The sequence below is a fragment of the Pseudomonas sp. RU47 genome (assembly GCF_004011755.1).
Classification (GTDB): Bacteria; Pseudomonadota; Gammaproteobacteria; order Pseudomonadales; family Pseudomonadaceae; genus Aquipseudomonas.
This window is the reverse complement of sequence record NZ_CP022411.1, coordinates 2,825,840-2,848,793: the sequence shown is the minus strand read 5'-3', so window position 1 is coordinate 2,848,793 and position 22,954 is coordinate 2,825,840. Positions and strand designations below refer to the sequence as shown.

The window sequence follows — 22,954 nt, the reverse complement described above, 5'->3', positions numbered from 1 at the left end:
TTGACTACTGATCGTTCCCACGCTCTGCGTGGGAATGCCGCCATGGACGCTCTGCGTCCACTGTGACGCGGAGCGTCACGGGATGCGTTCCCACGCAGAGCGTGGGAACGATCATTACCGGGCTCAGTCGGTGCCGTATTTCGGCGAGCGCGGACCGTACAGCAGGCCTGCCCTATGCCCGGCCGAGAGCAGACGATTGCTCGCCACACCGGCAATCGGGTAGCCGGCATCGGTGGAGCTGTTGATGATCTGCTTCACTGCCGCCGAGATCAGCATGCCGACGATACCGCCGGCATTGCTATTGCCGCCCTCTTCGCTCGACGCCCGGGCCGAACCGGTCCACAGCGTCGTGCCGCTTTTCAGGTCGACCAGTTTCGCCGTCGCGGTCACTGCCGTTTCGCTGCTGATCACCATGTAACGCGTACCGTATTCGGTCACGGTGATGTACAGCGCCGCGTCCGCACCGAAGATCTCCTTCAACTTGCTCGGCGGCGCCTGATGGATATCGTCCGGGGTGGTCAGGCCGTTCTGGCGGAACGTCTCGTCAACCAGTGCGATCGGCAGCACGTAGTAACCGGCCTCGGCCAGCGGAAACGTCACTTGCGACAGCAGGCTGTACGACGCCTTCACATCCGGCGAGGTGTTCAGCGGTGGCAGCACCAGAATGGTCTTCGGCCGCGCCTGCTTGTAGGCCGAGTAATCCACGGTCTTGGGCGCAACGCAGCCACCCAGCACGGTCAGGGCCAGACCGGCGGCCAGCAACTTCAAGGTACGCGCGATCATTTCGCGTCTCCGCTCTTGGCGTTCTTGAGCAGGAAATCCATGTACGTCCCGGACTCGGGGAACAGGGTTTTCTCGGTTTTGAACTGCTGCACCATCTGGTCGTCCTTGCCCATGCTCAGATAGAGCAGGCCAAGGTGCGCGTGGTATCCCGGCGGTACGGCTTTGCCGGTGGAGCGGATTTTCTGCAGGTCACGTTCCAGTGCTTCAGCCTGGGCTTCTTTCGGCTCTTCGCCTTTGAAGTATTCGTAGACCTGCGGTTCGTAGCCTCCCCACTGGTACAGGGTTTGCGGGCCGGAGGCACAACCGGCCAGCAAGGCGCTGGCGGCCAGCGTCAGCGCCATCAACGAGCGCGACAGATTCAGAGTCATGGGGTGTTGCTCCTTGCAATGGGCGTCGATCAGTTGCCCGGTTTCCAGGCGCCGGCGTTCATGCCATCCACCAGACGATTGATCGCCTCGCGCATGGCCAGATCCAGTACTTTGCCGTTGAGGGTCGAGTCGTAGGCAGCGGTGCCGCCGAAGCCGATGATTTCGCGGTTGGACAGCGCGTATTCGCCAGCGCCCTGAGTGGAATACACCACTTCCGAGGTGCTGATGTTGACGATGTTCAGGTTGACCTTGGCGTAGGCGACCTGGGTCTTGCCACGGCCAAGAATGCCGAACAACTGGTGATCGCCGGTCTCTTTGCGGCCGAACTCGGTGACGTCACCGGTAACCACGTAATCGGCACCTTTGAGACGCTGGGCCTGGCCCTTGATTGCCGCTTCCTGCTGGATCTCACCCATGTTGTCGCGGTCCAGCACGCTGAAGCGGTTGGTCTGCTGCAGGTGAGTGATGAGGATGGTCTTGGCCTGACCGCCGAGACGGTCGACACCGTCGGAGAAGATCCCGCGCATGTAGCTGGAGCGGTTGTCGAACTTGCCCACGGCCATTGGCACGCGAACGCCGGTCCAGACCTGGGAGGCGCTTTCAACCTTGGCCACCGGCAAGGCGCGCGAGCTTTCGGTCGCGCAACCTGAGAGTGTGCCAGCCATCGTGCCAAGCACAGCAATCGCGACGCCTGAGACCAGCATCCGGGAGATCATTCTCACTGAGTATTCCTTTGAAAAACGGGGATGTCCCGGCACGGCAATGCGCAGCGGGAGCTGAAAAGGGTCGGCATTATGACAAAGTGCCATCATTCGTGACAGGTTTTTTTGACGCCAGTGAATTGGCTGTTCCGGACTTGATCGTTCCCACGCTCTGCGTGGGAATGCAGCCACGGACGCTCCGCGTCCGCTGTGACGCGGAGCGTCACGGGAGGCGTTACCACGCAGAGCGTGGGAACGATCAGATCAGGGCGCGCTAATGGAAATCGCGGCTCTGCACGCGGATGCCGTTGAGCAGCGGGCTGAGGTCGCTCAGGCGGCCGGCGATCAGGTGGCGCACTTCGCCCTCGCGCTCCCAGCGGCCATCGACCTTGAGCAATTGCGAACCGACCAGTACTTGCCGCTGACGCTCGGCCAGATCACGCCAGACCACCACGTTGACGTTGCCGAACTCGTCTTCCAGGGTCACGAAGGTCACGCCACTGGCGGTGCCCGGTCGTTGGCGTCCGGTGACCAGCCCGGCGATGCTCACCGGCCGGCCGTGCTCGACGTCGAGCAACTCCTGCGAACTGCGGCAGCGCAAGGCCTTCAACTCGCCGCGCAACAGCGCCAGCGGATGCGGCCCCAGCGTGGTGCCGACGGTGCTGTAATCGGCATGCAGGTCCTCGCCAACGCTGGGTTTTGGCAGCAGCACTTCCGGCTCCTCCTGACTCGGCAACCCGGCAAACAGACCCAACTGTTTCTGCACCCCGGCGACTTCCCAGCGCGCCCGATGCCGATGCCCGGCCAAACCGCGCAACGCCCCGGAGTCGGCCAGCAAGGCCTGCGCCCGACTGTCGAGCGCCGCCCGCTCGCCCAGGTCGGCGACATCGGCAAACGCCCCGTGCGCCCGCGCCGCCTCGATGCGCCGGGCATCGTCTTCACGAAAACCCTTGATCATCCGCAGGCCCATGCGAATCGCCGGTTGCGCCGCGGTGGTGGTTTCCAGGCTGCAATCCCAGTCACTGGCGCGCACGTCGACCGGGCGGATCTGCAACTGATGCCGGCGCGCGTCCTGCAAAATCTGATCGGGGCTGTAGAAACCCATCGGCCAGCTATTGATCAGCGCACAGGCAAACGCCGCCGGTTCGTGGCACTTGAGCCAGCAACTGGCGTAGGTCAGCAAGGCAAAACTGGCGGCGTGGGATTCGGGAAAACCGTAGCTGCCGAAGCCTTTGATCTGCTCGAAGATCTGCGCGGCGAACTCCGGTGTGTAGCCATTCTTCTTCATGCCGGCGGCGAGGCGTTCCTTGTGCGGCTCCAATCCACCGTGGCGTTTCCACGCGGCCATCGAGCGACGTAATTGATCGGCCTCGCCGGGGCTGTAATCGGCGGCGACAATGGCGATCTGCATCACCTGCTCCTGAAACAGCGGCACGCCGAGGGTTCTTTCCAGTACGACCTTGAGTTCTGGCGACGGGTAGGTTTCCTCTTCTTCCTTGTTCCGGCGGCGCAGGTACGGATGGACCATCCCGCCCTGAATCGGCCCGGGGCGAACGATGGCTACCTCAATCACCAGATCGTAGAACTTCGCCGGTTTCAGGCGCGGCAGCATCGACATCTGCGCCCGCGACTCGATCTGGAACACGCCAATGGTGTCAGCGCGGCTGATCATGTCGTAGGTCGGTTTGTCTTCCGGCGGGATGGTCGCAAGACTCAGATCCTGATGGCGATGACGACGCAGCAAATCGAAGCAGCGGCGGATCGCGCTGAGCATACCGAGGGCGAGGATATCCACCTTGAGCAGGCCGACCGCATCGAGGTCGTCCTTGTCCCACTGGATGATCGTGCGTTCGGCCATCGCGGCGTTCTCCACCGGCACCAGCGTGTCCAGCGGCTGCTCGGAAATCACGAAACCACCGGGGTGTTGCGACAAATGTCGGGGGAAGCCGATCAGTTGTCCGGTCAGGCTCAGCACCCGGCGCAACACCGGGCTCTCCGGGTCGAAACCACCCTCGAGCAAACGCTCGACTGGCGGCGTTTCATCGCTCCAGTGGCCGCAGCAATCGGCCAGTGCGTTGATCTGATCCGGCGGCAGGCCCAAGGCCTTGGCCACATCGCGTACGGCGCCAGCGGCGTGGTAGGTGCTGACCACTGCGGTCAGTGCTGCGCGACGGCGGCCATAGCGACGGAACACGTATTGCAGGACTTCTTCGCGGCGTTCGTGCTCGAAGTCGACGTCGATGTCCGGCGGTTCGTTGCGCTCCTTGGACATGAAACGCTCGAACAGCAGCGTGGTGCGATCCGGGTCGATCTCGGTGATGCCCAAGGCAAAGCACACCGCCGAGTTGGCCGCCGAGCCACGGCCCTGACAGAGAATGCTCTGCTCGCGGGCAAAGCGCACCACGTCATGTACGGTGAGGAAGTAGCTTTCATAGCCGAGTTCGGCGATCAGCTTCAGCTCCTTGTTGATCTGCCGCAGCACCTTGAAGGGCGCGCCCTTTTTCCAGCGCCAGGCGATGCCTTCCTTGGCCAGTTGCCTTAGCCAGGAACTGGCGCTGTGCCCCTCGGGCACCAGTTCTTTCGGATACTGATAACGCAATTCACCCAGATCGAAGGTGCAGCGCCGGGCCAGATTCACCGATTCGTCGAGCAAGGCCTGCGGATACAACTCACGCAATACTTCGACACTGCGCAAATGCCGCTCGCCATTGGGGTGTAATCGCAGCCCGGCCTCGGCCACCGGCACGTGATGACGTATCGCGGTCATGGTGTCCTGCAAGGCGCGTCGGCCACGGGCGTGCATGTGCACATCGCCGCTGGCCACGGCCGGAACCTGCAACTCGGCGGCCAGACTTAACAACGCCGTCAGCCGCTGCTGATCGTCCTGGCCGCGATGCAATTGCACCGCCAGCCACAGGCGTTCAGTGAAGGTTTGTTTCAGCCAACGGCCCTCCTCCACCTGATCAAGCGAGTCTGGCACCCATAACACCAGCAATCCCGGCAGCGGCTCGTCGAAGTCCTCACGCAGCACCTGATACTGGCCTTTTTGCGTGCGCCGCCGGGCGCGGGTGATCAAGCCGCACAGCGCTTGATAGCCCGCAAGGTTCTCCACCAGCAGCACCAGTTTCGGGCCGTTTTCGATGCGCACTTCACTGCCAATGATCAGCGGCAGCTCAACTGACTTCGCCGCTTGCCACGCCCGCACAATCCCGGCCAGTGTGCATTCATCGGTGATCGCCAGCGCCTGATAGCCGTGTTTCTTCGCCCGTTGAAACAGCTCAAGGGCACTGGAAGCACCGCGCTGAAAACTGAAGTTCGACAGACAGTGCAGTTCGGCATAACCGTCGCTCATGCAAACCAGCCCTGCAGCCACAACGGACCGCCCTCGCCCACCGCGCGATAAGCCCAGCCCTGTTGGCCGGCGCGGTTCTGGATCAGGTAATAATCGCGGCGCACATCGTCGCCGTCCCACCAGCCGGACTCGATGCGCTCCGGGCCCATGAGAATCCGCGCCGAACCTTGCGCCACGCTCTGCGGCTCACCGAGCAGCCAGCCCGGACGGTGCACGCTCGGCAAGCCTGCGCAGCGCTGTTTGTCGACGCCGTGCTGCCACGCGCACTCCGGGCGATGATCAGCCTGAAAACGCAGCCCCTGCACGGCGTCATCACCAAGCCGTGCGCGCAGGCGTTCGCGCAACTGCTCCCACGGCAAGGTCTGTTGCGGACGGTCGTCGAACAGTTCCTGAAACTGCGGGACGAAACTCGGCAGGTCCTCGGCGCGCAGACGAAAGCCGCGCACGGGCGCCTCGACTTGCACCTGTTCCAGCCGCCCGCGCGCCAGTTCGAAAAGCATCGCCGGATCACGTTCGGCGCTGAGCAAACCGACCTTGATCACGCTGTCCGGCAGCCCGGCGTGTTCCAGATGCAGGTCGAAACGCTGCACGCCGCTGTCACGCCCGCAGAGGAACGCCGACAGGTCACCGGTCAAACGGCGTAACGGGAACAACAAGGCCTGATGCGACTGCACGTCGAAATTCAGTTCGATGCGCACATCGAAGCGATCCGGCGGCAGGTAAAACGCCAGCGCCAACGGACGCGCACCGAACAAGGTGTCGAGGTGTTTGAACATCTGCGCTTCGAAACGCCGCGCCAGCGCCTGACGCGGCAGGCTCTGCACCTGACTGAGGTTGCGCAGGCCCATGCGCGACAACGCCGTGGCCACCGCCGGTTCCAGGCCGACGCGGTCAACGGGCAACTGGCCGAGGTGATGCTGCAAAGCCTCGCCGTCGGGCACCACCAAGCCGTCGTAAGCATTGGCCAGCACACGCGCCGCCACTGGATTCGGCGCGGCGACGATGCGATGACGGAAACCCAGATCGCTCAGTTCCTTGCGCAACCGTGCTTCGAACTGTGCCCAGGAACCAAACAGGCCCAGGCTGGATTCGATCTCGAACACCACGGAACGCGGGTAATGCACGCTGACCTGCGCACTGAAACCGTAGGCCCACGCGGCGAGAAACTGCTGCCAGTGCTCGACCTCGGCAGCCTCGTAATCGGCAGTGACAAACCCCTTGCTCATGGCTTGGGCGGCAGTCATCGACTGGCCGGCGCGCAGACCGAGTTTGCGCGCGGCAGGATTAACCGCTTGCAGCACCCGGCGCTGGGCCGGGCCGCTGAGCAGCACCAACGGTTCATCAGGATCGGGACGCTGACGCAGCACCGCGTCGAGGGCCAATTGCGGAAACAGAATACACACCCAGCGCATGGCGACCTCAGTGACCCACAGCAAAAGCAATTGGCGCTGTACGCGCGAGTCCGCCACGGCACTTGAGCACGCGCAACTGCGCGGGTTTGGCGTCGATGGCGATGCGCAACGCCGCCGGTGACGGGTTGACCGCTTCGCTCAACGGACGCCAGGCAAATGCCAGGGTCTGGCCGGTTTCTGCCGCCACCTGCAAACGCCGCAACGCGCGGTCATCGGCCTTGTGCGGCCAGCACAGCACCGCGCCGCAACTGCCCGAACGCAAACACTGTTCCGCCGCCCACAAGGCATCGCGCTCAGTGGCCTGAATCACTGACAACTGTCGCAGATCGACCCCGGCGTTTGCCCACGCCTGCGGGTACGGCACGAACGGCGGCGCCACCAGCACAATGCGCTCGCCCGCCGCCGACAACCGCGCCAGCGTCGGCCAGACCAGTTGCAGTTCACCGACACCCGGGCCGGCCAAAAGGATTTCGCTCAATGCCGCTTCCGGCCAGCCACCGCTGGGCAGGGCCGCGTCCAGCGCGGCATGCCCGGTCGGTTGCGGGCTGGCGGCCGGTGGCGCAGGCCGGCCTTTCCAGACCTGGCCGCCATTGAACAGCGTATCCAACGCAACGACGGCGCCCATCAGCCTTGCCTCACCAGACCGCAGAACACCCCTTCGATGGCCAGATCCTGATCGTCGCGCACGACAATCGGCTGATACGCCGGGTTGCGTGGCAACAGGCGCACTTCTGCGCCGAGCCGTTCGAAGCGTTTGATGGTGACTTCACCATCGAGCCGCGCCACGACAATCTGGCCGTTGAGCGCTTCGGGATTGCGCCGCACGCCGACCAGATCGCCGTCGAGGATGCCGTCCTCGATCATCGAATCGCCCTGCACTCGCAGCATGTAATCGGGTGTGCGCGAGAACAGCGCCGGGTCGAGCAGCAAGCGGCTATGGATGTCGGCATCGGCGCCAATCGGTGCACCGGCAGCGACGCGGCCAAGCACGGGGATGTCGAGCAGTTCCGGGCGCGGCGCTTGCCCGAGCAGGCGAATGCCGCGGGCCTGATGCGGATTGACCTCGATAAACCCGGCTTCGGTGAGCGCGAGCACGTGCTTGCGCGCCACGCTGCGCGAGGCAAAACCAAAAGCCTCGCTGATTTCAGCGAGGCTTGGGGGCTGACCGTGTTCGGCGATTCGATCGCGGATAAAGGTCAGGATGGCGGTACGGCGGGGAGTCAGGTTCGTCATGGAGTACATTTGTACTCCTGTAGGATTTTCCTGACAAGCGCCGCAGGTCGGCCCACCCCACGTTGATCGTTCCTACGTTCTTGATCGTTCCCACGCTCTGCGTGGGAATGCCTCTAGGGACGCTCTGCGTCCAGTGACGCGGAGCGTCACGGGCTGCATTCCCATGCCGGAGCGTGGGAACGATCAGTGCGTGGGTGTTAGCCAAGGCCGCGTTCGGCGAGAAATGCTGCGATGTAATCGATGAAGGCAACGACCTTCGCCGTGGCCCGCCGATGGCTCGGGTACACCGCCAGGATGTGCGGGCCGAAAGTATCCGGATCGATCTCGTAATCAGCCATGACCCGCACCAATCGCCCGTCGGCAATGTACGGCGCGGCGCTCCACAACGGCGTGTGCAGCAAACCACGCCCGGCCAGGGCACTGGCCAGCAACAGATCGTAATTGTCACTGCGTAACAGCGGCGCCGTCGGTTGCGCCAGGCTCAAGCGCTGCCCGTCGCGTTCGGCCCACCAGAATTCGCGGCTAAGCAACGGGTGCTGATAGAGCAGCCATTCATGCTGCTCAAGGGTTTGCGGATTCACCGGCAAGCCCTTGCGCGTCAGGTATTCGGGGCTGCCGCACAACGCCAGACGATTGCTGCCGACCACCCGCGCAATCAGCCCCGGCAAGTCATCGTGGCCCTCACGCAACGCCAGGTCGTAACCGCTTTCCAGCAGATTGACGAACGCATCGCACAGATCCACTTGCAGGCTGATCTGCGGATATTGCTGCAAAAATCCGTCACACACCTGATCGAGAAACGCCCGGCCATACGCCAGCGGTGCGGTGATTTTCAGGCTGCCGCGCAAGCCGTGCTGCAACTGCTCGATTTCCTCGCTGGCTTCGTCCAGCCGCTGCAGCACCAACCGCGCGGTTTCCAGGTACACGCGGCCAATTTCGGTGAGCAAAATCCGCCGCGTGCTGCGCTCGAACAGCCGTGCGCCCAGCTCCGATTCCAGGTGATTGACCGCTTTGGTCAGCGCCGACGGGGTCTTGCCCAACTGCTCGGCGGCGCGACTGAAACTGCCGAGCTGCGCGGTGACCACGAACATTTTCAATGCACCCAACTTATCCATGCTTTTTCCATTCAGGCAAAAACGTTTTTCGTGAGGGAGGCGTTCTGTCGGCTGGTGTCAGCCACTAATCTCGCCATCAGACGCAATAACAAGGAAATCTTCAATGAAAAGATTCATCCCGAGTCTGTTGGTAGCCGCTGTAAGTTTTGCCTCGATGGAAGCCATGGCCGCCGCCGATCTGATCCTGCTCAACGGCAAGATTTTCACCGCCGACCGCGCGCAACCCAAAGTACAAGCGCTGGCCGTGGAGAACGGCAAAGTGCTGAAAGTCGGCAGCGACGCGCAGATCAAAGCCTTGATCGAACCTGGCACAAAAGTCATCGACCTCAAGGGCAAAGCGCTGATGCCCGGCCTGATCGACAGCCATTCCCACGCGATTTTCGGCGGACTGGAAATGGTCTCGGCGAACATGGAAGACGAAGTCGTCGGCCTCGACGAATTGCAAAAGCGTCTGCGCAACTGGCGTGCAGACGGCAAGGCCAGACACGGCGATGTGCTGAGCATTGCCGGCATGAGTTCGGTTTACTGGGCGCAGGCCGAAGCCTTGGGCAACACCTTCAACAGCGGCGAATGGGCCGATGTGCCGGTGGTGTTCATTGGCAGCGACCACCACACCGCGTGGGCCAATAACGTCATGCTCAAGCGCGCCGGGATTGATGCGGCCCTGCTGAAAACCCTGCCCGACGCGGAAAAAGACACCATCGGCAAACTGGCCAACGGCGAGCCGAACGGTTTTGTGGTCGACGCCGGTTGGGATCGGGTCGCCTCGAAAATGCCGGTACCAAGCCCCGCCGACATGTTGAACGCCGCCAAGTCAGCGGTGCGCTACAACAACAGCCTCGGCATCACCGCGTGGATGGACCCGGCCGCCAACGCCGCACCGGGCGAAGCAGTGTTCGCGCTCAAACCAACCGAAAAAACCGTCGGCGTGCTGCCGGCCTATAAAGCGCTGTCGGAAAGCGGCGACATGAGCGTGCACGTCGCGGCGCTGCTGGTGGCCAACCCGAAAAGCGTGCCGGCCGACCTCGACACGCTGGACAAGGTGCGCCAGCAATTTCAGGGCATCCCCAACCTGACGCTGCCCGGGATCAAGATCTTCGCCGACGGCGTGATCGAGTTCCCGGCGCAGAGCGCGGCGATGATCGACCCCTACAGCAACTCGCACAAACAGGGCGAACTGCTGATCGATCCGCAGCATTTTGGCGAACTGGTCAGCGCCATCGATCAGCGCGGCTGGCTGGTGCACATCCATGCGATCGGCGACCGCGCGGTGCGTGAAGCGCTGAACGGCATCGCTCAGGCACGCAAGGATCGCCAGAGCGGCGTGACCCACTCGATCACTCACCTGCAAATGGTCAACCCAAAAGAGTTCGCCCGTTTCAAACCGCTCAACGTGATCGCCTCGATGCAACTGCTGTGGGCCAGCGCCGACGACTACACCACCGACATGATCAAGCCCTACGTCAGCGCCCTCGCCTTTCGCTATCAATATCCAGCGCACTCGTTGCTGAAACAGGGCGCGACGATTGCCGGCGCCAGTGACTGGCCGGTGTCGACGCCGAACCCGTTCAATGCCATGGCTCAGGCGATTACTCGTGTCGGCCCGTTGGGTGTGCTCAATGCCGACGAGCGTCTGGACCGCGACACCATGTTCTATGCCTACACCGTCAACGCGGCGCGCACGATTGGCCTGGAGAAACAGATCGGCTCGCTGACGCCGGGCAAGCAGGCTGATTTTATCGTCCTCGACCGCGACGTGTTCAGCGTCGACAACAAAGCCCTGCATGACACCAAAGTGCTGCAAACCTGGTTCAGCGGCCGCCAGGTCTACACCGCCGCAAAATAACAACACTGTTCCCCTGTGGGAGCGAGCCTGCTCGCGAAGGCGGCGTATCAGTCGCCATCAATGCTGAATGAACCACCGCTTTCGCGAGCAGGCTCGCTCCCACAGGGTCTGTGAGGGTGGTCGAAATCGAATCCCCCCGCAGTTCTCTTTCTGCCCAAAAATAATCACAACATCGGGACTTCACATGAAAGCCTTGCCCCTGTTCGCCCTGAGTTTTTTCAGTCTGCTGCCGTTGAGCAGTTTTGCGATCCCCTTGAACGATCACTTTGCGCTCGAGGTAGACCTGACCCTGGCCAGCGATTACCGCACTCGCGGCATCTCGCAAACCCAGAACGACCCGGCGGTGCAGGCCGGTCTGACCCTCGCTCACAGCAGCGGTCTGTACCTCGGCGCATGGAGCTCCAACGTCGATTTTGGCGGCGGCCTGAAAACCCGTCAGGAAGTCGATTACTACGGCGGCTGGCTGTGGCAGGCGACCGAGGATGTCAGTCTCGATCTGGGTTACATCAAGTACGCCTACCCCAAGGAAAGCCAGTTCAACCAGAGCGAGGTTTACGGGATTCTCGGGGTTTACGGGGTGAAACTGGCGGCGTATTACTCCAGCGATGCACCGGGGATCGATAGCAAACAGAGTTCGCTGTACAGCTACATCGGTTATGAAACCGAGCTGCCGTTTGATTCAGGTCTGAAGCTGCGTTACGGCAATATGGATTTCAAGGATCCGCATTTGTACTCGGCGTCCGGGCAGGCTGAGGACAGTTATCGCGAATGGGAAGTCAAGCTCACCCACAACCTGGCCGGGGTGGTACTGGGCCTGAGCTACATCGACACCGATCTCTCACAAACCCAATGTCTGAGCAACTGGGGTTTCAAAGACGTTTGCACCGCCACCGTCGTTGCCAGCGTCAGCAAATCTTTCTGAAAAAACGCTGACCACCTGTGGGAGCGAGCCTGCTCGCGAAGGCGGTATATCAGTCGCCATCAATGCTGAATGAACCACCGCATTCGCGAGCAGGCTCGCTCCCACATTTGGATATTTGTCGGGTCAAGAATTGAGGTTTGCCAGATAGGCCCACGGGTAGATGCCGCGCTGGTGGCCGTCGCTGAACACCAGTTGCACGCCGTAGCCCTGGGGGTTGAGTTCGATCAGGCGCACGCGCTCATCAACCAGCGGCGTCAGGCCTTTGAGGCGAAACGCGCGGCATTGCGAGCACGGGCACTGGCGGCGCAGCTCGGCGTGGTTGAGTTGTTGTTCGCGGCCATCCGGCCAGCTCAGGCGTAGCGTCCCTTCACTCTGTGAATTACCCACCGACAGCGGGTTCATTGCAACTGACTCAAGGCGATGCGTACGGCTTTGCGCACTTCCGGGTCGCCGTCGTCCTGCGCGGCCTGCAATGCAGCGACGGCACCACGATCATTCAGTTCACCCAAGGCCAGCGCGGCCTCTTTTCGCAGGTTGCTGATGCGATGGCCGAGGGTCTCGATCAACGCGTCCAGCGCTGGAGCGAAACGCAGCCGACCGAGGCTGCGAGTGGCGCGCAGGCGCACTTGCCAGTAATCGTCGCTCAAGGCTTCAACCAGCGCTGAGCCGGCGTCAATGTGGCCGACTTTGCCCAGTGTCGTTGCGGCTTCTTCGCGCACTTGCCAGGCATTGTCCTGCAGGGCCAAGCGCAGGGCTGGCAATACTTCGGCGCCGGAGGCCAGGCCCAATGCACCGGTGGCGGCGCGGCGAACTTCGTTATCGGGATCGTCACTGGCCAATCTTGCTAACGCCGGTAACGCGTCGAGTTGCTTGAGCCAGCCGAGCACACCGACCGCTTCGCGACGCACATTGGCGTCGGCATCGTTCAATGCCGCGACGGCTGAAGGAGCCGCGTCGGCGAAACGCAATTCGCGCAAGGCGCGGAACGCGGCGATGCGCACGCTGACGTCGGCATGATCGGTCCACGGCAGAATCACCCGCCCCGCTGCTTGCGTCTTGAGCAGACTCAAGCTCTGCGCAGCAGCGGATTGCACGGTGGGCGACGAGTCGGTCAGCGCCTCGCACAAGGCCTGCACAACGTCTTCATCCTCCCAGGCTTCCAGCAAACGCGCGGCTTCAGCGCGGACGTCTTCAGCGGGATCCTGGCCGAGGCGATCGACCAGCCAGAGCAAGCCATCGGGCTCCTCCAGATCTGCCAGATCAATCAGCGCAATGCGTCGCACGCCAGCATCTTCAGCAGTCAGGCGCGGTTGCAGATCGAGAATGTCTTGGTTATCGGTCACAGCAAAGATAGAGGTCATAGGGCAAATCGCGGCAAAGAGTTTTCGGGAGGCAGGCCGAGCGGATTGAGGCGCGGCAGCGGTCGGTCATCGTCGTGACGCAGCAGGTCGAGGCAGTGGCGTTTGAGGCGCGAGAATTCAGGACTGGTGACCAGTTCGCTGGTGCGTGGCCGGGCGAAATCCAGGCGCAAGTCTTCGATGATTCGCCCCGGTCGTGCGCTCATCACCAGCAAGCGGTCGGCGAGGAACAGCGCCTCGTCGATGTCGTGGGTGACGAACACCACCGTGGTACGGATCCGCGTCCAGATGTCCAACAGCAGTTCCTGCATGTTCAAGCGAGTAAGCGCATCCAGTGCACCGAACGGTTCGTCCATCAGCAACAGGCGCGGGCGATTGACCAGCACACGGGCGATTTCGACGCGTTGCTGCATGCCGCCGGACAGCTGATCTGGCCAGCGTTCGGCGAAACCTTCGAGGCCAACCAGTTTGAGGATTTCGTCGGCGGCGCGATGCCGTTCAGCCTTGCCGATGCCGCGCATTTTCAGGCCAAAGGCAACGTTGTCACGCACCGTGCGCCACGGAAACAGCGTGTGATGCTGGAACACCATGCCGCGCTGCGGCGACGGCCCGGACACTTCGCCGCCATCGACTTTGAGACTGCCGGCATGAGCGCTCAGGTGCCCGGCCAGAGCGCCGAGCAGGGTCGACTTGCCGCAACCGGACGGGCCGAGAATACAGACGAACTGGCCCGGTTCGATCTGGCAATCGAGTTCGCGCACCGCTTCGAAGGCTTCCTTTCCCTGCCCAAGGACGATGGACAACTGGCGAATGTCGATCCGCCCTTCCGGGGTTTGCATCACGCTCATCAGGCTTTTCCTCGCGGTCGATGCCAGGGCGTGAACAACCCGCCCAGGCGTTTGATCAGCAGACTGCTGCCCATGCCCAGCACGCCGATCAGGAGCATGCCGACGACGATGTCGGCGTAGTTCTGAATGGTGTAGGACTCCCAGGTGTAGTAACCAATGCCGAACTGGCCGGAGATCATTTCCGCCGTGACCAGACAGAACCACGAGGTGCCCATGCCGATCGCCAGGCCGGTGATGATGCTGGGTGCGGCGCCCGGCAAAATCACTTCCAGCAGTATCGCCCTGCGCCCGGCCCCGAGGCTTTTCGCCGAGGCGATCAGGCGTGGGTCGACGCCTTCGACGCCGTGCACGGTGTTGAGCAGGATCGGGAACAGCGCGCCGGTGAAGGTGATGAAGACCATCGACAGTTCCGAGGATGGGAACATCAGGATCGCCAGTGGAATCCATGCGACGGCAGGGATTGGACGCAGGACTTCCAGTGGGGGCAGCAGCAGGTCTTCGGCCCATTTTGAACGGCCGATGGCTAAACCGAGGGCGATGCCGATGACTAGCGCAGCGAGGTAGCCGGCGAAGACGCGGCTGAGGCTGGCGGTCAGGTGTTGCAGGAGCTTGCCTGAGTCGCCGAGGCCCAATGCGGCTTCGATGACGGCCAACGGTGTTGGGACGTTGGCGAAGGTGACCAGGCCAAGGTTCCAGTGGTGGCTGGCAGCGAGTTGCCAGAACAGCAGGCAGAGCAGCAGTGAGGCGGCTCTTGATGTCCAGCGGATGGGTGTTTTCATGGAGCGGGTTTCCAGTTCTGGATCTGTGTTGTGGCTGAGAATTACCCCCCTCACCCCAGCCCTCTCCCCCCAAGGGGGGCGAGGGGGAAAGGGAGCAGATCTTCATGGTTTTCAGAACCTGAGCTCGGCTCAAGCAGGAGCCGATCTTCATGGTTTTCAAAACCTGAGTTCGGCTCGACAGATTCTTTTCAAAACCTGAGTTCAACTCGGTATTTCAGGTCGGTGTACCTTGCCCAAACAACTCGGTCAGTCCCCTCTCCCCCCGGGAGAGGGTTAGGGTGAGGGGCTCTTGATCTTCTATCAGCGCGCAGCAACTGCCTGGGTAGTGGCATCGCTGAAGTCGAAAACCTTGCCACCCTGCGCCGAGGCATATTGCTGAGCCTGCCCCTTAAGCAAAAACGCACTTAACCGTCCCTTCGAATCACTGGCAAACCACGCCTGCTCGGCGAGCAACTTGATCCCGCTGTCACTGGCCTGCGCATACACCGCACGGACGTTTTTGCCTGCATGCTTCAACGCGGCCAGCGCGGTAAACGCCTCTTCCGCAGAAGCGTACTGCCGCACCTTGTCCTCACCACGCACCCAGATTTCCGCAACATGACTGAAGTCAGTAATCGCTTTACCGGTCGCCGCATCCGTCGCCTGCAACGGCGTCTGCGCGTAGTTGGCCAGTTGCGCCGTGTAATCCAGGTTCGACGCCTTGAACGCCGCACGAATGTACTGATCGTCGACAAAGGTATTCAGATCGAGCCCGCGATCAGCCTTCTTCAGCAGCTTCAACGTATCGATGGCCGTACCAACCGCCTGACGATATTCCGGCTTCCAGCTCAGGTCGCGGGTCTGCACGCCGAGCGGGCCATGGAACAGATAGTTCACTTCAGCATCGACACCAGTGACTTTGGCGATCAGTTCGCTGTACTTCTCAGGCTCGGCGGCGAGCAATTGACTGGCCTCGATGCTGGCGCGCAGGTAAGCGACGACAATCTCCGGGTACTTCTTCGCATACGCCTGATCCACCAGCGCACCGTGGAAAGTCGGCGCATTGGCCTGAGCGCCGTCGTAGATCTTGCGGGCGAAACCACGGCTCGGGAACAGCTCGGCGAACGGCACAAAATCGGCGTGGGCGTCGATTTTGCCGGCCTGCAATGCCGAGCCGGCGACCTCCGGCGGCTGGGCGATGATGTTGACATCCTTGAGCGGATCCCAACCCTGTGCCGCCACCGCACGCAGCAACATGCCGTGGGCGGTGGAGGCGAACGGCACGGAAATCGTCTTGCCCTTGAGCTCGCTCAGCGACTGCACGCCAGACGCGCTCGGCACGACGATGCCGTTGCCGCTGCCCTTGATACTCCCCGATAACACGCTGATGAACAGACTGTGCTTGCCGGCGGTTTCAAACGCGACACCGTTGAACGCACCGGGGAAATCGGCCATCGCGCCGAAGTCGAGTTTGCCGGCGACCATCTCGTTGGTCAGCGGCGCGCCGCTGGTGAAGTTCTTCCACTGCACGTCGTACTTCGCGTCTTTGTAGGCGCCGTCGTGGGGCAGGTATTTGTCGAGCAGGCCTAGCTCACGAATCAACAGTCCGCCGGCGGCGCAGTTGATGGTGGTGTCCTGGGTGCCGATGGCAATGCGGATGGTTTCGGCTGAGGCCGACAAGGTGAACGAAGCCAGTACCAGACCGGCGATTGCTGCACGCAACATGGTTGTTTCCCCTCGAATCATTTATTTGAGTTCGTCTCCGCCGCGATCAGGGCGCGGTGGGAAACGAGGGGTGTTCGGTGAATCCAGCGTCCGGGGTTCACCGGATGGCTTTGGGTTGTCGCAGTTCAAATGTGGGAGCGAGCCTGCTCGCGAAGGCGGCGTGCCAGTCACCATCAATGTTGAATGAACGATTGCTTTCGCGAGCAGGCTCGCTCCCACATTTCGATCGGGTTTCAACGCAGGAGATAGGGGATGTCGACTTTGACGGCACCGGTCGGGCAGTCCTTTTCGCACGGCATGCAGTACCAGCATTCATCGAACGCCATGTAGGCCTTCTGCGTTGCCGGGTTGATCGCCAGCAAGTCCATCGGGCAAACGTCGACGCACACGGTGCAGCCCTTTTCAGCGATGCATTTGTCCTCGTCCACGGTGACGGGGGCGTTGGAGCGGAAGAAGATTTCCTGAGCTTGATAGGCCATGGTTCGGGCTCTCTGGTTATTGATGTATCAAGCGGCGAAAGCGCCGACCCGCAAACGGTCATAAGCCTGCATTTCTTCAGCATCGAGCGGGATGATGTAAGGCTCGACGGCTTTCTTGAAACTGGTCATCTGGCCGTCCTCGCCCTTCTTCAGGTGGCAATGGCAGAACCATTCGCTGTCGTTGCGCTGCGGATGATCAACGCGATAGTGGTACAGACCCCAGCGGCTTTCGGCGCGGAACAACGAGGCGCGCGCGGCCATTTCGGCGCAGTCGCGGATCACGCTGGTTTCCATCGCGCGCATCAGTTCGTGGGCGTTGTTGGCCTTCATCTGCTCGAGATCGCGCTCGATGTCGCTGAAGCGTTGCAGGCCGATCTGCATCTTCTTGGTCACTTTCGGCGGTTGCAGGTAATCGTTGACGAAACGCCGCAGCTTGTACTCGACCTGCGCCGGCGGCAGACCGTGTTCGCGATCCAGCGGTGCGTAGACCCGGGCCTTTTCCTTTTCGATTTGCTCGGCATCCAGCGCGGAAAACTCGCGGCCGGCGACAAAATCTGCGGCGTTATGCCCGGCGAACCAGCCGTAGGTGAAGGCACCGAGCATGTAATTGTGCGGCACAGCGGCCATGTCACCCGCCGAGTACAAACCTTTCACCGAGGTCTCTGCACGCTCGTTGACCCACACGCCAGACGCCGAGTGACCGCTGCAAAAACCGATTTCGGAGATGTGCATTTCGACCATTTGCGTGCGGTAATCAGTGCCGCGATTGGCGTGAAACTGGCCGCGACTCGGGCGCTCGTTGCTGTGCAGGATCTCCTCGATGTTCTGGATGGTTTCTTCGGCCAGGTGATCGAGTTTGAGGAACACCGGACCGTTGCCGCTCTCCAGTTCCTGGTGGAATTCCCACATCATCTGCCCGCTCCAGTAGTCGCACTCGATGAAGCGTTCGCCCTTGTTGTTGGCGGTGTAGCCGCCCAACGGGCCGGTGACGTAGGCGCAGGCCGGGCCGTTGTAGTCCTTGATCAGCGGGTTGATCTGGAAGCACTCGAGGTTGGCCAGTTCGGCGCCGGCGTGATAGGCCATCGCGTAACCGTCGCCAGCGTTGGTCGGGTTTTCGTAGGTGCCCATCAGGTAGCCCGACGACGGCAGACCGAGGCGCCCGGCAGCGCCACAGGCGAGGATCACCGCTTTGGCCTTGATCACATGGAAGTCGGCGGTGCGGCAATCGAAACCCATCACACCATTGACGCTGCCCTCCTCGTCAGTCAGCAAACGCGTGCAGACGAGGCGATTGGTGATGCTCACCCGGGCGCGTTTCAACTGGCGATACAGCACTTTTTTGATGTCGTGCCCTTCCGGCATCGGCAGCACGTAGGCGCCCATGTGGTGGACTTTTTTCACCGCGTAATCGCCGGTTTCATCTTTCTCGAACTTCACGCCCCAACGGTCGAGTTGCTCGATGGTTTCGAAGCTATGGGTCGCGTAGGCGTAAACGGCGGCCTGATTGACGATGCCGTCGTTGGCGATGGTGATTTCCTTGGTGTACTGCTCCGGCGTCGAGTGGCCGGGGATGATCGCGTTGTTCAGGCCGTCCATGCCCATGCTGATCGCGCCGCTGCGTTTGACGTTGGCCTTGTCGACCAGCAACACGCGCAGATCGCGGTTCTTTTCTTTGGCCTTGATTGCCGCCATCGGGCCTGCGGTGCCGCCGCCGATGACGACGATGTCGTATTCCTGTTCGAGCACGTTGCGGGTCATGCCTGCTCCCCTTTTTGCCGGTCGATCCGCAGGCGGTACTGGAATGCATCGCCACGGTAGTAAAGGTGTTCGAAGTCCAGCGGCTGGCCTTGCGCGTCGTGGGTTAGACGCTCGATGCGCATGATCGGCGAGCCGGCCTCGACGTTCAGCGCCTGGGTCAGGTCGCTGTCGGCGAGCACTGCGTCGATGGCCAGATCAGCGTGGCCGAGGGCGATGCCGCAGTCGTTTTCGAGGATCAGGAAGATGTCGCGGGTGACCAGATCGGCCTTCTCCAGCCGCTCGCCGACGATTTTCGGCAGGTAGGTGATTTCCAGCGAGATCGGCTCACGGTTGATCAGGCGCACGCGTTTGATCTGCGCGACGATCTCGCCCTCGGCGACCTGCAAACGCTCGGCGACGCGTTTGTCAGCCGGGATGAATTTGAAGCTGCGCAGGCGGTTGATCACCTCGTAACCGCGCCCGGTCATCGACTCGGCGAGGCCTTGCAGGCTGCTGACGTTTTGAAAGGTTTTCGGCTTGGCAACGAAGGTGCCTTTGCCGTGAATCTTGAAGATCAGCCCTTCCTTTTGCAGATCGCCCAAGGCTTGGCGCACGGTGATGCGGCTGACTTTGAACAGCGCACCGAGTTCGCTTTCGGATGGCATCTGGCTGTCTTGCGGGTATTCGCCGTCGAGTATCCGCGCACGGAGGACGTCGCGCAGTTGGGTGTGCAGCGGGACGCTGCTAAGGGAGAGAACGTTATCGGTCATCACGGGATCACTTGTTATAACGAGTTATGACGTGATCTTAGAGTTGTTATGACAAGGTTGAGAAATATTGTTTGGGCATAACCTTAGATGCTTCACACGATCGCTTCTTGTAGGAGTGAGCCTGCTCGCGATAGCGGTGTATCAGATACGAATCCGGTGCCTGACACACCGCTATCGCGAGCAGGCTCACTCCTACAGGGGAATTGTGTGCTACTGGCGTTTGAGGATCTGGTCCATGACCCAATCGGTCTTGAGCGCTTGTTCGGCGACGGCGGGATGTTTGGATTCGCCACGAATGTGCGCATTCATGCCCAGCACGTGATGCCACTGAATGTGTTCGTGATGAGGGATTTCCAGGCTGATGGTTTCATCGGTATGCAACTGCACCGGATGCTCATCAAACACCGAAAAGCCGATCCGCCCAAGGCTGCCGATGATCTCGACCCGATCCTCACGCCGATCCGCGACAAAGCTCCAGCAGCCCATGCCCAGTGCGCCTGACGCGAAACGCCAACTGGCGCTGACCGCGTCTTCCGCCGCATACAACCCGGCCTGACGTGCGGTGAATCCGGCGACCTCGACAATGTCGCCGAGCAGGTACTGGAACAGGTCAAAACCATGGCTGGCCAGATCAGCGAAGTAACCGCCACCGGCCACCGCCGGATCGGTGCGCCAATTGTCGCGCCCCTGCAGATCCGCCGGCGACGGTGCCTTGGTCAATGTCCAGCTCAGATGCCGAACCTCACCAATGCGCCCCTCCTCCAGCCATTGCCGCACCTGCGCAAAACGCGGCAATGAGCGACGGTAGTAGGCAACGAACAGGTGCAAACCGGCCTCGGCAAACGCCTGTTGCATCTCGCGACTTTGCCCGGCGTTCAGCGCCATCGGTTTTTCCACACAGCAATGTTTGCCGGCCGCGGCGACTTTCAGGCTGTAGGCGTGGTGGCTGTCGGGTGGCGTGGCGATGTATACCGCGTCCACCTCAGGGTCGTTGATCAGCGCATCGACGTCGGTGTAAACCCGCTCGATGCCGTGGCGCGCGGCATAGTCAGTCACGGCCTCAAGGCGTCGGCCCATCACCGCCACCAACGCCGAACCGGGCGCCTTGTAGAAGGCCGGGCCGCTCTTGCGTTCAGCGACGCTGCCGCAACCGATCATGCCCCAGCGCACCACGTTCATGTCTCTTCCTTTAGCCGATGCGCAAGGCGCGCAGATCGAGGTGACCGTCCTTCAGCGGCGGGCACCAGTAGTAGCCGCCAGTGATCGGCCGGCTGATGCGATAGAGGCCATCGGTGATGCCGTCTTCCAGGCCGCTCATACGGCGCAGTTGTGCTTCGAAAGCATCCAGCGAGAAACCGAAAGCGAGGAACATCAGGCCGGCACGATCACCTTCGATCCACGGCATCGAGCGACGCACAACGAACGCTTCCGGCGCGAAGCTTTCCTGCGCGGTGCGTTTGACGTGGGCGGAGACTGGCGCGTCGTCGATCTCTTCGTTGTCACTGAGGCGACGGCCCATGATGTTGTCTTTGTCGTCGGCCGAAAGCTTGTGGAAACCCTTGAGGTCGTGCTGCCATTGCTGGATCGCGGCGAAGCTGCCGCCGACCATGCCGTCAACGCCTGCGCTTTGCAGGGCGGCCGCGATGGCGGCTTCGTCGTGCGGGTTTTCGGTGCCGTCTTCGTAGCCGGTCAGGTCGTGGCCGTCCTTGTGGCGGAAGGCTTCCTGCATCTCGACCAGACGCAGGGCCGGGGCCAGTGCGGCTTCGAGGGCGTTGCAGCGGTTGAGCAGTTCACCACGGTCGACGCCGTGCAGCCACACCCACAGCGCGTGCTGGGTCGACGGGTTCTCGACGCCGACACCGGTCAGCGCCGGGAAGCTGCGCAGACCGTCGATCTGCACGTTGAGGGCCTTGGCCAGGGATTCACCAAAACCGACCACTGCCGACTTGCCGTCCACCTGATTCATCAGGTTGTCGATCGCCTGTGGCAGTGCTTCAACCGACTCAAGAGCGAAAAACAGGTGACGTGCTTGCGCAGGAACTGGGGTGGCGAGAATGCCCGGCTGGTAGTAACTCATGTGAACTCCTTGGGAAAGTGCGCGGGAGTTTACCTGTGGCCGGAGGGTTTGTGTGGGTTTGGATGGAAGTCAAAAGCCCCTCACCCTAGCCCTCTCCCGGGGGGAGAGGGAACTGATTCGGGGATATTGAAGAGCTACGCCGACTTGAACGTGCATCAGTGAATCCATAATTTCAGGTCAGTGCATGACTCAAGACAACTGCGGTCGGCCATCATTCTCTCAAGTCCATAATCGGCACAATCTTTCAGGTCGATGCATGACGCAAGACACCTCGGTCGGCCCCCTCTCCCTCTGGGAGAGGGCTGGGGTGAGGGTTAGCGTCATTACGCCAGGCGCTAGGGCTCAGCCCCGTCCAGCGCTTGAACGCCCGGCGAAAACTGCGCACATCGCTGTAGCCGACTTCCTCGGTAATCCGCTCGATCGGCATATCAGGATTGGCCAGCAAACTCAGGGTCCGCGCCTGCCTCACCTGCTCCAACAAAGCCTCAAACGTCAACGCATGCTCGGTCAGCCGCCGGCGCAAGGTGCGGCTGCTCATATTCAAATCGCCAGCAATCTTTTCAATGTGACTGCCGCTACTCAAATCCCGCGCAATCGCCCGTTCCACAGCCTGAATCAAATCAAGTTTCTGATGCACCTGCGCCGCTTCCAGCTCCAGCAATGCCACCGCCTGACGCAACGCCAGCGAATGATGATTGGGCAGATTCACGTCCAGCCATTGCGCATCGATCAGCATGCGATTGTGCAGGCAACCGAAGCGCACGTCCGGCCCGAGCAGGCGCTGGTATTCGCTGAGGTAATCCGGTGCGGCATGCACAAATTCCACGGCAATCGCCTTGAACTCACCCCCCACCAGCGCGCGGCCATACACCAGCAAACTGGCGAAGAACTCCTCGACCGCAAACACCTGCACATCGGCGAATGGCAAGCGACATTCAGCATCGAGATGCACCTGAGCGCCGACCACATCAACACTGGACACCACAATCCCGCCCGAGGTGTGTTGATGACGAATGCCTAGCGCAAAGGCATCACGCAAGGTCTTGCACAGCGACAACACATGCCCAAGCAGACCCAAAGTACCGAGTACGTTCTGCGCGCCGACCCACAATCCCAACCCCTGGTTGGGCAGCACTTTGAGCGCGCGCTGAATCATCGCCACGGCTTGGCGATAGGAAATCCGCTGCGCCGGATCCTGCAGATCCTCAAGGGTGAAACCCAGGCCACGACACAGGCTCTGGGGATCGATGCCTTTGCTCTGTGCGACTTCAGCGAGGGTTTGCAAAAGAAATGGCGAGACCAGCGCCAGTTCAAAGGTCGGGTCTTGGACTTTTACGTTCATGGGGGCTGACATTCCGGATCACGCTTGATTGTTATTTTTGTAACCGGTTATGTCGAAGGAAGTTAGCACAGGGTGCGCGAACTGTCCGCAGATGCCCCCCTCGGTGTCCGCCAATACCCTGCCGCAAC

General features: G+C 61.6%; 21 protein-coding genes. 2 read left to right on the top strand and 19 right to left on the bottom strand.

Features of this window, described 5'->3' with window-relative positions:
- Positions 1 to 123 precede the first annotated feature (123 nt).
- From CCX46_RS12975 to CCX46_RS12940, 8 genes are all read right to left on the bottom strand, one after another.
- The gene (locus CCX46_RS12975) at positions 124 to 783 is read right to left on the bottom strand and encodes a DUF799 domain-containing protein (RefSeq protein ID WP_007912525.1); all 660 of its coding nucleotides are present in this window, start codon (positions 781 to 783) and stop codon (positions 124 to 126) included.
- The gene (locus CCX46_RS12970; protein ID WP_127927027.1) at positions 780 to 1,151 is read right to left on the bottom strand and encodes a DUF4810 domain-containing protein; all 372 of its coding nucleotides are present in this window, start codon (positions 1,149 to 1,151) and stop codon (positions 780 to 782) included. The genes CCX46_RS12975 and CCX46_RS12970 overlap by 4 nt, the downstream gene beginning before the upstream one ends.
- A gap of 29 nt (positions 1,152 to 1,180) precedes the next feature.
- On the bottom strand, positions 1,181 to 1,867 hold the full coding sequence (locus tag CCX46_RS12965) for a CsgG/HfaB family protein (protein ID WP_162483052.1): 687 nt from the start codon (positions 1,865 to 1,867) through the stop codon (positions 1,181 to 1,183).
- A gap of 259 nt (positions 1,868 to 2,126) precedes the next feature.
- The gene (locus tag CCX46_RS12960; protein ID WP_202978062.1) at positions 2,127 to 5,225 is read right to left on the bottom strand and encodes an error-prone DNA polymerase; all 3,099 of its coding nucleotides are present in this window, start codon (positions 5,223 to 5,225) and stop codon (positions 2,127 to 2,129) included.
- Positions 5,201 to 6,616 carry a Y-family DNA polymerase gene (locus tag CCX46_RS12955; protein WP_127927023.1) on the bottom strand — a complete coding sequence of 472 codons (1,416 nt, stop codon included), beginning with the start codon at positions 6,614 to 6,616 and terminating at the stop codon, positions 5,201 to 5,203. Before CCX46_RS12955 ends, CCX46_RS12960 begins: the two co-directional genes overlap by 25 nt.
- A 7-nt stretch (positions 6,617 to 6,623) precedes the next feature.
- Positions 6,624 to 7,241 (bottom strand): translesion DNA synthesis-associated protein ImuA, encoded by a 618-nt coding sequence (gene imuA / locus CCX46_RS12950; RefSeq protein WP_127927020.1) that lies wholly within the window; start codon positions 7,239 to 7,241, stop codon positions 6,624 to 6,626.
- Entirely contained in the window at positions 7,241 to 7,858 is a 618-nt protein-coding gene (lexA, locus tag CCX46_RS12945; protein WP_127927017.1) for a transcriptional repressor LexA, read from the bottom strand. The genes imuA and lexA overlap by 1 nt, the downstream gene beginning before the upstream one ends.
- Positions 7,859 to 8,046: 188 nt before the next feature.
- Positions 8,047 to 8,964 carry a LysR family transcriptional regulator gene (locus CCX46_RS12940; protein WP_127927015.1) on the bottom strand — a complete coding sequence of 306 codons (918 nt, stop codon included), beginning with the start codon at positions 8,962 to 8,964 and terminating at the stop codon, positions 8,047 to 8,049.
- 103 nt (positions 8,965 to 9,067) lie between these two features.
- On the opposite strand from CCX46_RS12940, the gene CCX46_RS12935 reads away from it, so the two are divergent.
- Positions 9,068 to 10,810: an amidohydrolase gene (locus CCX46_RS12935; RefSeq protein WP_127927013.1), complete on the top strand. Its 1,743-nt coding sequence runs from the start codon at positions 9,068 to 9,070 to the stop codon at positions 10,808 to 10,810.
- Between the two features lie 184 nt (positions 10,811 to 10,994).
- On the top strand, positions 10,995 to 11,732 hold the full coding sequence (locus tag CCX46_RS12930) for a TorF family putative porin (protein ID WP_127927011.1): 738 nt from the start codon (positions 10,995 to 10,997) through the stop codon (positions 11,730 to 11,732).
- A gap of 123 nt (positions 11,733 to 11,855) precedes the next feature.
- On the opposite strand, the gene CCX46_RS12925 is transcribed toward CCX46_RS12930, so the two are convergent.
- The 11 genes from CCX46_RS12925 to CCX46_RS12865 form a co-directional block, all read right to left on the bottom strand.
- A complete protein-coding gene (locus tag CCX46_RS12925) occupies positions 11,856 to 12,134 on the bottom strand; it encodes a DUF971 domain-containing protein (RefSeq protein ID WP_102901948.1) in 279 nt (92 codons plus the stop codon).
- The gene (locus CCX46_RS12920) at positions 12,131 to 13,093 is read right to left on the bottom strand and encodes a HEAT repeat domain-containing protein (RefSeq protein WP_127927009.1); all 963 of its coding nucleotides are present in this window, start codon (positions 13,091 to 13,093) and stop codon (positions 12,131 to 12,133) included. The genes CCX46_RS12925 and CCX46_RS12920 overlap by 4 nt, the downstream gene beginning before the upstream one ends.
- A complete protein-coding gene (locus CCX46_RS12915; RefSeq protein ID WP_127927007.1) occupies positions 13,090 to 13,938 on the bottom strand; it encodes an ABC transporter ATP-binding protein in 849 nt (282 codons plus the stop codon). The genes CCX46_RS12920 and CCX46_RS12915 overlap by 4 nt, the downstream gene beginning before the upstream one ends.
- Positions 13,938 to 14,717, bottom strand: coding sequence for an ABC transporter permease (locus CCX46_RS12910; RefSeq protein ID WP_127927005.1), 780 nt, complete (start codon positions 14,715 to 14,717; stop codon positions 13,938 to 13,940). Before CCX46_RS12910 ends, CCX46_RS12915 begins: the two co-directional genes overlap by 1 nt.
- 300 nt (positions 14,718 to 15,017) lie before the next feature.
- Positions 15,018 to 16,421 (bottom strand): ABC transporter substrate-binding protein, encoded by a 1,404-nt coding sequence (locus CCX46_RS12905; RefSeq protein ID WP_127927004.1) that lies wholly within the window; start codon positions 16,419 to 16,421, stop codon positions 15,018 to 15,020.
- A gap of 233 nt (positions 16,422 to 16,654) precedes the next feature.
- On the bottom strand, positions 16,655 to 16,900 hold the full coding sequence (locus tag CCX46_RS12895) for a 4Fe-4S dicluster domain-containing protein (protein ID WP_003225615.1): 246 nt from the start codon (positions 16,898 to 16,900) through the stop codon (positions 16,655 to 16,657).
- A gap of 27 nt (positions 16,901 to 16,927) precedes the next feature.
- Entirely contained in the window at positions 16,928 to 18,658 is a 1,731-nt protein-coding gene (locus CCX46_RS12890) for a fumarate reductase/succinate dehydrogenase flavoprotein subunit (RefSeq protein WP_127927002.1), read from the bottom strand.
- Complete coding sequence (locus CCX46_RS12885) at positions 18,655 to 19,407, bottom strand: GntR family transcriptional regulator (protein ID WP_127927000.1); 753 nt, start codon at positions 19,405 to 19,407, stop codon at positions 18,655 to 18,657. The genes CCX46_RS12890 and CCX46_RS12885 overlap by 4 nt, the downstream gene beginning before the upstream one ends.
- A gap of 210 nt (positions 19,408 to 19,617) precedes the next feature.
- A complete protein-coding gene (locus CCX46_RS12875) occupies positions 19,618 to 20,586 on the bottom strand; it encodes a Gfo/Idh/MocA family protein (RefSeq protein ID WP_127926998.1) in 969 nt (322 codons plus the stop codon).
- A 10-nt stretch (positions 20,587 to 20,596) separates the two neighbouring features.
- Entirely contained in the window at positions 20,597 to 21,484 is an 888-nt protein-coding gene (locus CCX46_RS12870; RefSeq protein ID WP_127926996.1) for a Dyp-type peroxidase, read from the bottom strand.
- Between the two features lie 244 nt (positions 21,485 to 21,728).
- A complete protein-coding gene (locus tag CCX46_RS12865) occupies positions 21,729 to 22,826 on the bottom strand; it encodes an AraC family transcriptional regulator (protein ID WP_127926994.1) in 1,098 nt (365 codons plus the stop codon).
- Positions 22,827 to 22,954: the final 128 nt, after the last annotated feature.

What these genes read in the sequence shown, in the direction of transcription:
- lexA (WP_127927017.1), bottom strand. Translation starts at nt 7,858, where the DNA reads ATGTACTCCATGACGAACCTGACTCCCCGCCGTACCGCCATCCTGACC.
- CCX46_RS12935 (WP_127927013.1), top strand. Translation starts at nt 9,068, where the DNA reads ATGAAAAGATTCATCCCGAGTCTGTTGGTAGCCGCTGTAAGTTTTGCC.
- CCX46_RS12875 (WP_127926998.1), bottom strand. Translation starts at nt 20,586, where the DNA reads ATGAACGTGGTGCGCTGGGGCATGATCGGTTGCGGCAGCGTCGCTGAA.
- CCX46_RS12890 (WP_127927002.1), bottom strand. Translation starts at nt 18,658, where the DNA reads ATGACCCGCAACGTGCTCGAACAGGAATACGACATCGTCGTCATCGGC.
- CCX46_RS12970 (WP_127927027.1), bottom strand. Translation starts at nt 1,151, where the DNA reads ATGACTCTGAATCTGTCGCGCTCGTTGATGGCGCTGACGCTGGCCGCC.
- CCX46_RS12965 (WP_162483052.1), bottom strand. Translation starts at nt 1,867, where the DNA reads ATGATCTCCCGGATGCTGGTCTCAGGCGTCGCGATTGCTGTGCTTGGC.
- CCX46_RS12910 (WP_127927005.1), bottom strand. Translation starts at nt 14,717, where the DNA reads ATGAAAACACCCATCCGCTGGACATCAAGAGCCGCCTCACTGCTGCTC.
- CCX46_RS12925 (WP_102901948.1), bottom strand. Translation starts at nt 12,134, where the DNA reads ATGAACCCGCTGTCGGTGGGTAATTCACAGAGTGAAGGGACGCTACGC.
- CCX46_RS12915 (WP_127927007.1), bottom strand. Translation starts at nt 13,938, where the DNA reads ATGAGCGTGATGCAAACCCCGGAAGGGCGGATCGACATTCGCCAGTTG.
- CCX46_RS12930 (WP_127927011.1), top strand. Translation starts at nt 10,995, where the DNA reads ATGAAAGCCTTGCCCCTGTTCGCCCTGAGTTTTTTCAGTCTGCTGCCG.
- CCX46_RS12865 (WP_127926994.1), bottom strand. Translation starts at nt 22,826, where the DNA reads ATGAACGTAAAAGTCCAAGACCCGACCTTTGAACTGGCGCTGGTCTCG.
- CCX46_RS12905 (WP_127927004.1), bottom strand. Translation starts at nt 16,421, where the DNA reads ATGTTGCGTGCAGCAATCGCCGGTCTGGTACTGGCTTCGTTCACCTTG.
- imuA (WP_127927020.1), bottom strand. Translation starts at nt 7,241, where the DNA reads ATGGGCGCCGTCGTTGCGTTGGATACGCTGTTCAATGGCGGCCAGGTC.
- CCX46_RS12870 (WP_127926996.1), bottom strand. Translation starts at nt 21,484, where the DNA reads ATGAGTTACTACCAGCCGGGCATTCTCGCCACCCCAGTTCCTGCGCAA.
- CCX46_RS12955 (WP_127927023.1), bottom strand. Translation starts at nt 6,616, where the DNA reads ATGCGCTGGGTGTGTATTCTGTTTCCGCAATTGGCCCTCGACGCGGTG.
- CCX46_RS12975 (WP_007912525.1), bottom strand. Translation starts at nt 783, where the DNA reads ATGATCGCGCGTACCTTGAAGTTGCTGGCCGCCGGTCTGGCCCTGACC.
- CCX46_RS12885 (WP_127927000.1), bottom strand. Translation starts at nt 19,407, where the DNA reads ATGACCGATAACGTTCTCTCCCTTAGCAGCGTCCCGCTGCACACCCAA.
- CCX46_RS12895 (WP_003225615.1), bottom strand. Translation starts at nt 16,900, where the DNA reads ATGGCCTATCAAGCTCAGGAAATCTTCTTCCGCTCCAACGCCCCCGTC.
- CCX46_RS12920 (WP_127927009.1), bottom strand. Translation starts at nt 13,093, where the DNA reads ATGACCTCTATCTTTGCTGTGACCGATAACCAAGACATTCTCGATCTG.
- CCX46_RS12940 (WP_127927015.1), bottom strand. Translation starts at nt 8,964, where the DNA reads ATGGATAAGTTGGGTGCATTGAAAATGTTCGTGGTCACCGCGCAGCTC.